The 8203-nt window shown below is 40.9% G+C and carries 8 protein-coding genes and 1 pseudogene; 1 reads left to right on the top strand and 8 read right to left on the bottom strand.

Features of this window, described 5'->3' with window-relative positions:
• Positions 1 to 34: 34 nt before the first annotated feature.
• The gene (locus HT701_RS00270; protein WP_172931067.1) at positions 35 to 1426 is read right to left on the bottom strand and encodes a Cof-type HAD-IIB family hydrolase; all 1392 of its coding nucleotides are present in this window, start codon (positions 1424 to 1426) and stop codon (positions 35 to 37) included.
• A 65-nt stretch (positions 1427 to 1491) separates the two neighbouring features.
• Between HT701_RS00270 and HT701_RS00275 the strand changes: the two genes are divergently transcribed.
• Positions 1492 to 2454, top strand: a complete 963-nt coding sequence (locus HT701_RS00275; protein ID WP_172931068.1) for an asparaginase — start codon at positions 1492 to 1494, stop codon at positions 2452 to 2454.
• 214 nt (positions 2455 to 2668) lie between these two features.
• Here HT701_RS00275 and ccpA read toward each other — a convergent pair whose 3' ends face one another.
• From ccpA to HT701_RS00310, 7 genes and pseudogenes are all read right to left on the bottom strand, one after another.
• Positions 2669 to 3679, bottom strand: a complete 1011-nt coding sequence (ccpA, locus tag HT701_RS00280; protein WP_000990605.1) for a catabolite control protein A — start codon at positions 3677 to 3679, stop codon at positions 2669 to 2671.
• Positions 3680 to 3997: 318 nt separating this feature from the next.
• On the bottom strand, positions 3998 to 4597 hold the full coding sequence (locus tag HT701_RS00285; RefSeq protein ID WP_172931069.1) for a response regulator transcription factor: 600 nt from the start codon (positions 4595 to 4597) through the stop codon (positions 3998 to 4000).
• A complete protein-coding gene (locus HT701_RS00290; RefSeq protein WP_172931070.1) occupies positions 4598 to 5695 on the bottom strand; it encodes a sensor histidine kinase in 1098 nt (365 codons plus the stop codon). It lies immediately after the preceding gene.
• Positions 5695 to 6439 (bottom strand): annotated as a pseudogene (locus HT701_RS00295) (ABC transporter permease). The gene HT701_RS00290 and the pseudogene HT701_RS00295 overlap by 1 nt, the downstream one beginning before the upstream one ends.
• 1 nt (position 6440) lies before the next feature.
• Positions 6441 to 7325 carry an ABC transporter ATP-binding protein gene (locus HT701_RS00300; RefSeq protein ID WP_172931071.1) on the bottom strand — a complete coding sequence of 295 codons (885 nt, stop codon included), beginning with the start codon at positions 7323 to 7325 and terminating at the stop codon, positions 6441 to 6443.
• Entirely contained in the window at positions 7312 to 7512 is a 201-nt protein-coding gene (locus HT701_RS00305; protein WP_023934168.1) for a hypothetical protein, read from the bottom strand. The genes HT701_RS00300 and HT701_RS00305 overlap by 14 nt, the downstream gene beginning before the upstream one ends.
• On the bottom strand, positions 7502 to 7708 hold the full coding sequence (locus HT701_RS00310; protein WP_023934166.1) for a hypothetical protein: 207 nt from the start codon (positions 7706 to 7708) through the stop codon (positions 7502 to 7504). Before HT701_RS00310 ends, HT701_RS00305 begins: the two co-directional genes overlap by 11 nt.
• Between the last annotated feature and the right edge of the window lie 495 nt (positions 7709 to 8203).

Below are 8203 nucleotides of genomic sequence, written 5' to 3' on the forward strand. Positions count from 1 at the left end.
TTGAGCAACCTGCGGCTAGTTTGCTCTTTGATTTTCATTGAGTATTATTTCTCTCTTTATGGCGTTCATAAGCCTTGAGCTGGCGCTGCAGTTCCTTTTTAATAGCAGGTTCTGGAGCATATTTTTCTTCCCAGTCATCTGGTTTTAAGATTTTGTGGGTCACTGGATCAAAATGAGCCTTGCCATCTGGGAAGATTTTCCCCATATTGGCCTGATGGACAATATCAAAAATACGTTCTGGATCCACCCCCATCAAGACAAAACTACCGTAGGTAAAGTAAAGCGTGTCAATCAAGGCATCCACTTGCCCTATCAAATCTTGCTGGGCAGGCGTCTTCTTGGCTACTTTATCTGCCGCCTTATCAAGAGCCTGATGAAGTTGCGATAGAGCTTGACCAAAGTCCTCTTCAGAAGGACTGGCTGCTCGAACAAACTCCACCAATTCTTCTATTTTAAAGCCAGCCCTATGGGTTGCACCTTCTAAATCCCAAGCTCGAGGTTCTTCTTGAGTCCGTTCATCCATCATATGGTGGAAGGTCTTGACCTTATTGAAATGATAGTCACGGCTGACAAAGACTTTTTCTGAAGCCAAAACACCAAAATGTTCCAAGGCCTTGTGGATTCCGTCTTGCTGATTGCTGGTGGTAATGTGCTTGGCAACTTCCTTGACACTGCTACTACCATTTCCCATAGCCACAGACATACCGACACCCGCCAACATTTCTAGGTCATTGTCCGAGTCTCCAAAGGCCATGACTTGGTTGAGGTCAAAGCCATATTCTTTCCCGACTAGTCGAATGCCTTCCAATTTAGAGTTTCCTTGATTGATGACATCCGCAGCAAAAGGATTGCTACGTGTCAATTTCAAGTCTTCAAAATCAGCTGCCGCCTTCTCAGATTCTTCTGGCGTCATCAGCATCAAAACTTGGTAGATAGACTGATTCATCAGGTGAAGCAGGTCTTCTTCCTTTTGAGGAACAACCTTGCTGACCATACGATTAAAGGAATGACTCACCGTCCGGGTTAAGACAGAGGGAACGAAGCGACTGATTCGTTGGGAAAAAGAACCCAGACCAAAGGACATGATTTTAGAACCCAGCATGGCATCCTTGGTCCCTAGGGCAATCTCCTTGCCCTCTTTTTTAGCATAGCTAATTAGATAGCGCAAGTGCAACTTGGAAATAGGGCTCGTGAACAAGACTCTGTCTTTAGTAAAGATGTACTGGCCATTATAGGTTACCGCAAAATCCAGGTCCAAATCGTCCATCAATTCCTTAACAAAAAAAGGTCCTCGTCCTGTCGCTACACCGACAAGCACCCCTTGCTCTTTGACAATCTTAATCGCGTCCCTAGTGGATTTCAAAACACTCTTGCGATTGTTGACTAGTGTTCCATCGATATCAAAAAAAACAGCTTTGACTTCCATCCTATCCCAATCTCCCCTTTTGTGATACAATGATTATACCACATTTCAGAAAGAGTAAGTAAATCATGCCTAAGAAAATCCTTGTTTTACATACGGGTGGGACTATTTCCATGCAGGCCGATGCTTCTGGCGCTGTTGTGACGAGTTCAGATAATCCTATGAATCATGTGTCCAGCCCACTTGAAGGAATCCAAGTTCATGCCTTGGACTTTTTTAACCTGCCAAGCCCTTATATCAAACCCAAACATATGCTGGCTCTCTACCAAAAAATCAAAGAGGAAGCAGCTAACTACGATGGGGTGGTGATCACACACGGAACCGATACTTTAGAGGAAACAGCCTATTTCCTTGATACCATGGAAATTCCCCACATGCCCATCGTTCTAACAGGAGCCATGCGCAGCTCCAATGAACTCGGTAGTGATGGTGTTTATAACTATCTGAGTGCTTTACGGGTAGCTAGCGATGACAAGGCTGCTGACAAAGGAGTTTTGGTCGTTATGAACGATGAAATCCACGCTGCCAAGTATGTCACCAAAACACATACGACCAACGTCAGCACCTTCCAGACCCCAACACATGGCCCCCTCGGTCTCATCATGAAACAGGAAATCCTCTACTTTAAAACAGCTGAACCTCGTGTTCGCTTTGATCTTGATCACATACAAGGCTTGGTGCCTATCATCTCGGCTTATGCTGGTATGACAGATGAGCTGATTGATATGCTGGATTTAGAACACTTGGACGGTTTAATTATCCAAGCCTTCGGAGCTGGTAATATTCCCAAAGAAACGGCTCAAAAATTAGAAAACCTTCTGCAAAAAGGAATCCCAGTCGCCCTGGTTTCACGATGCTTTAACGGTATCGCTGAGCCTGTTTATGCCTACCAGGGTGGGGGCGTGCAATTACAAAAATCTGGTGTCTTCTTTATTAAAGAACTCAACGCCCAAAAAGCCCGCTTGAAACTCCTCATTGCCCTCAATGCCGGACTAACAGGGCAAGATTTGAAAGACTATATGGAAGGCTAAGACTCTTGAAAAATCTCTTCAAACCACGTCAGCTTCCATCTACAAGCTCAAAGCAGGGACTTGAGCTGACTTCGTCAGTTCTATCTACAAGTTCAAAACAGTGTGTTGCGCAGTCTTTAACCAGCCGCCTAGTCCGCTCTATGGTATTCATTAAGTCAACATCTCTTGTTTAAGAGCACAAAATCAGGAAATCTTCTCGATTCCCTGATTTTTTCTATTTACGTTTTCGTGTTGAGCTACGTTCTGTTAATCCATGAGATAATAGAACTTCACGTTCTTCCAACACTTCCTTGTGCATAATCTTAGTCAACATACGCATACTAATGGCACCAAGGTCATAAAGAGGTTGGGCAATAGTTGTCAAGTTTGGACGGGTAAAGCGAGAGACTTGCGAATCATCACTGGCAATGATCTCAAATTCTTCTGGTACTGACACACCTTTATCAGCCAAACCGTTCAAGACACCTGCCGCCAACTCATCACCTGTTACAATTGCTGCAGTTGCATTTGATGAAATCAAGCGCTCTGCCAAGGCATAGCCATCTTCATAAGTGTATTTAGATTCAAATACCAATCCTTCGCTATAAGGAATATCTGCTTTTTTCAAAGCTTCCTTGTAGCCAACCAAACGAACCTTACCATTGATGTCATCCACTAGTGGACCACTGACAAAAGCAATGCGCTCATTTTCTTTAGCGAGGTAGGTCACTGCATCAATCGTAGCTTGTTTGTAGTCAATATTGACACTTGGAAGCTGATGCTCTACATCCACAGTTCCTGCGAGAACAATTGGAGTACGTGAACGCGAAAATTCTGAGCGAATTTTATCTGTCAAGTGATACCCCATAAAGATAATGCCATCTACCTGCTTTGAAAAGAGGGTATTGACAACAGAAACTTCTTTCTCGTTATCTTCATCGCTATTAGCTAGGACAATATTGTACTTGTACATTTCTGCAATATCATCAATCCCCTTAGCCAAACTCGAAAAATAACCATTGGTAATATTTGGAATCACGACACCGACAGTGGTTGTCTTTTTACTTGCAAGACCACGCGCAACTGCATTTGGACGATAATCCAAACGATCAATTACCTCTAACACTTTTTTACGGGTATTCTCTTTTACATTTTTATTGCCATTAACCACACGGCTGACCGTCGCCATGGAAACACCTGCTTCACGAGCGACATCATAAATGGTTACTGTATCATCTGCATTCATTCCTTTTCCTGTCCTTTCTATCCCACACATTCTTTTACAAGTAGAGGCACCGATTAAAGCTCTATATCTACTTACAAAAGTGAAGATGTGAAAATTTCGTTTTCATATTTTTACTTATTCCATTCTATCACTAATTGTAAACACTTTCAAGTGTTTTTTGAGGATTGATTGAAAAAATTTCATAGAAAGCCTAGGTTTAGCTCCTTGCTACCACCTTAGACGAAACAAAAAGGAGGAAACTAAGCCCCCTCAAGTTACAAATTGTTTGATTGAATAATTTTAATTTTAACACATAATGGTTTTCGCGTTATGATAGTATCACAACCAACCAGATTCTTTCGCGATATTAGCTGCCTCTGTTCGATTACCTGCATCTAGTTTCGAAAGAATATTGGTGACATAGTTTCGGACTGTTCCGTTGGATAGATAAAGTTTATCTGCAATTTCTTGGTTAGAGAAACCCTGAGCAATTCCCTTTAAGACTGCGATTTCTTGTTCTGTTAATGGATTGGGATGCGTCATCACCACTTCCATCAATTCAGGCGAATACTCCTTGCGTCCTTCGAGGACGGTGTGCAAGGTTTGCATGAGGTCTGCAACGCTTCGTTCCTTTAATACATAAGCATCCACTCCAGCCTTGACCGCACGTTCAAAATACCCAGCACGCTTGAAGGTCGTCACCACAACCACCTTTGTTTCTAGCTTTTCTGATCGTATCCACTCCAAAACCTCGAGACCTGTCTTAACAGGCATTTCTACGTCAAGGATGGCGATATCTACAGACTCCTTTTCTAATAGTTGAATTGCTTCCTGCCCATTCTTGGCTTGGAGGACAGACTCTACATCTGCTTGAAAGGCAAGCAACTGGTACATAGCATCTCGCAACATACTTTGATCTTCTGCGACTAATACTTTCATCTATTTTCTCTCCTTATAAGGTAGTCGAACCTGAACTTCTGTCGGTTGTTTCTGACTAATCACCTTTACCTCTCCCGAAAATGGAAGGACACGTTCTCGGACTGTATGGAGGTCACCCCCCTTTATAGAAGTAAAGCCACAGCCATCATCTCTCACTATTAGAATGAGTTCCTTCTCTGTCCGTTCTAATCTTAAGTAGACCTTAGACGCTTTAGCATGTTTGATGATATTGGTCACTAATTCAAGCAAAATCATGGAAGCCGTTGACTCCAATTCCTGAGTTAAGCTAGCTGTATCTAGTTGATTAGCTATTTCCACCTCAATTCCAGCAATTTCTAACATCTTTTTCACAGTCTCTAGTTCGGATGTCAAAGTTCTAGACTTAAGATTTTCCACAATGGTTCGCACTTCATTCATGGAATCCTTACTGATCTGGTGAATTTCTTTTAATTCCTTTTCCACCTGTGGATAAGCCTGCATTTGAAATAACTGCAAGGCTAAATCTGTCTTGACACTCAGCATAGCAAAGGTATGTCCCAGACTATCATGTAAATCCTGACCGATACGATTGCGCTCATTTTCTGCTAGCAATAGATTTATCTGGGTATTTTGCTTGACCTGAGCTTCTTTCAAATCCTCGATAAGGCGAATCCGAACCGAGCCCAAAGTCATCAAATCGACAAAAGTAAGAATTCCAAGCATATAGACTAGAAACTCAACTTCGATTCTCTGAATAATCAAAAGTCGCCCCACAACAAGGACTTGAGCAAGGAAAAATGTCCATACATGTAAAGACTTTAAACTACGCACTCTAAAATGATAAATCAAGAGATTGGCAAGGAAAAAGAAGAACCAGATATAATTCACAGCAACAAAGGCGGTATTTCCAGCTACATAGACCAGCATGATCCCCCAGAAAAGCCAAGATAGGCGCTGGTTCTTAGTTATTAAAACACCCAAATACGTCACTACAAATAGAATATCAACCAATAAATGCCAGGCAGGAAGCTCCCCAATCACTACAGGTAGGATGGGAAAAAGCATAAAAATCAAACTGGCCCAAAACATATAGTGTATGCTTTTCAGTCTTTCAAGCATTAAGCATTCTCCTTATGACCTTGAAGGTAAATAGTCAAACCAAATAAAACTGCTGAAAAAACAAGTAAATAAACTGTGGCTGATAGATTGATGCCACCCTTGTTTAAGAAGGTCTTGAGCAACTCCATCAACTGATAAGTTGGTAGGCACTTCCCGATTGCTTGCATCCAGTCTGGAAATAAAGAGATAGGCATCCAGAGTCCACCTAAAACAGCCAACCCTAGATAAAGAAGATTGCCCACGACAGACATCAGCTGACTAGAAGGCAAGAGTGTCAAGGTCAATCCAAGCGCTACAAAGGCAACACTTCCTACTATCAGCAAGAGTGCAGCCCCAATCCAGTTTCCAAGAGACATATCCACACCTCTTACAAAATGCCCAACTGAGAAAACAACCAGAATTGAGACCAAATAATCAACCATCATACTTGTTATCTTTGATAGATAATATTCTACCATATTTACAGGAGTATGGCGCAATATTTTCTGCCAGTTGTTGATTTTATCGGTATGTAAAACAGCTGGGAATGAAAACATAGCTGTCGACATCATGGAAAAGGCTGTCATGGAGATAAGGTAATCACGCATAAAATTAGCTGGTCCACCAGGTGTATCCTGGTACATGCCTGAAAAGAATAAATAGAAGGCTGTCGGCATCCCTACGGATAATAGATAATAGATAATAGACTAATTGTCGTTTGGTCAATAGAAATTCTATCTTGTTTAGTGCGATCCATCGTTTCATCTTAGTCATCTCCCTTTTGTGTTTCTTCAAAGATTGTATCCAACAAGCTACGATTATTGACTTCAATTTCTTGAATCCTACATCCTGCTTGCACTAACAGTTGCCAAAAAGCATCCGCTTCACGTGTGACTACTTGTAAAGAATCTTGCTTTAGGGTCCAGTTTTCAACTAAATTTGACTGCTCTACGACTTCCTTGTAAGCTAGAGGAAGGATAAAGTGCTTTTCTGTCTCTTCACTACGCATAGCTAGAGGCGTCGTGTCTCGAATCAACTCTCCCTTATTTAAAACCAAAATCCGATCAGCTGTATGCTCTACTTCTTCGATATAATGGGACGAATAGAGAATGGTGACTCCCTGCGCTTTTAGGTCCTGAACAATTTCCCAAAAACGTTGACGAGTTGAGGTATCCATAGCAGCAGTTGGCTCATCTAAAAAGACAAGCTTTGGTCGCCCAATTAAGGTCAAGACAAAAGAGAAAAGGCGCTTTTGTCCACCTGATAATTTTTCTGCGAATTGCTCTTTTTGTTGCTTATCAAACTGTAATAGTTGATCGACTTCCTGATTACTCAAATGATTTGGATAGATTTTTTGAAAGAAAGCAATCAACTCTTTTACCTTTAGTTTCTGAACGATTACATTCTCTTGAGGGAGATAGGATCTAGTGTAGTCTAACTTAGAGCTCGTCACTGGCAAGCCTTGGATGGATACTTGACCGCTTGTGACCAGTTTATCTCCAAGCAAACAGTCCAAGAGTGTGGTCTTCCCAGCACCATTGGGGCCAATCAAGGCGACGCATTCGCCTTCTGTCACCTCAAAGGAAATATCCTTCAAAATAGCCTTGCCCTTGATATTTTTATGTAATCCTTGAACCTTAATCATGTTCATGATATTCTCCTTTCAGCAACTCCTTTCCCATCGGAAAGGCTATAAAAATCATAAATCCTAATCCCCATGCACCACGGATGAATTGGTGAAGGAAGGCTTGATTAAACCAATCAGTAAACATTTCTACCAACCATACCAAGAGTGACAGGCCGATAAAAAGATAGAGAAACGCTTTTTCATTTTTCAAACTCCTTTTTCACATCTGAGACTAATTTCAAACCTTCTCGGATAAGCCAAGACAAGATCCCAAAGCCTGTAAATAACTCCCAAGGAAAATGATAAAATCCTTCATCGAATCCTGAAAACATGAAATAAGTCATGAGTCCTACTGCTACTAAACTCATTGCGACAATCATTTTATTTTTCATCTCTTCTTCCTCCATTTGATACTACAATTATAGACTTTTGAAGTTTGCGGAGCTAGATGCTTCTGTCACTAGGAAATATGACAAATGTCATAAAAATTCTGTTCAAAACAAGCAAGATACACTATACAATAAAACACAAGTAGAAAAATCTAAGGCAGCTTCCTCAAAAGAGATATCAAACACCATTCACACTATAATGTAAACTAATACTTATTTAAAATCAAAAAGAATAGAAATTTTTATCAGACAAACACATATATTATACGTTGAACAAAACCCTTCTATTGCTTTCTTAAAAATTTATAGGAGTTATAAAATCCCTTGAATTCAATGTGTATACCTAAACTACGGTATTTATCGAAAAGACTGGAGCCAAAAAGTATACGCTGCCAAAATGAATTACTGAAAATCAAAAAAGAGAGAACCAAACTGATTCTCTCTTAATTTATATAATATCTAGTTATAAAAATACACACTCACATATCTCTGTAATGAATCGGGAAGACAGGA

The sequence above is a fragment of the Streptococcus sp. 10824 genome (assembly GCF_013276595.1).
Taxonomy (GTDB): Bacteria; Bacillota; Bacilli; order Lactobacillales; family Streptococcaceae; genus Streptococcus; species Streptococcus pseudopneumoniae.

Excerpts from the sequence above, each read along its gene's own strand:
- HT701_RS00285 (WP_172931069.1), bottom strand. The coding sequence starts at position 4,597 with ATGAAAGTATTAGTCGCAGAAGATCAAAGTATGTTGCGAGATGCTATG.
- HT701_RS00300 (WP_172931071.1), bottom strand. The coding sequence starts at position 7,325 with ATGAACATGATTAAGGTTCAAGGATTACATAAAAATATCAAGGGCAAG.
- ccpA (WP_000990605.1), bottom strand. The coding sequence starts at position 3,679 with ATGAATGCAGATGATACAGTAACCATTTATGATGTCGCTCGTGAAGCA.
- HT701_RS00310 (WP_023934166.1), bottom strand. The coding sequence starts at position 7,708 with ATGGAGGAAGAAGAGATGAAAAATAAAATGATTGTCGCAATGAGTTTA.
- HT701_RS00275 (WP_172931068.1), top strand. The coding sequence starts at position 1,492 with ATGCCTAAGAAAATCCTTGTTTTACATACGGGTGGGACTATTTCCATG.
- HT701_RS00290 (WP_172931070.1), bottom strand. The coding sequence starts at position 5,695 with ATGCTTGAAAGACTGAAAAGCATACACTATATGTTTTGGGCCAGTTTG.
- HT701_RS00270 (WP_172931067.1), bottom strand. The coding sequence starts at position 1,426 with ATGGAAGTCAAAGCTGTTTTTTTTGATATCGATGGAACACTAGTCAAC.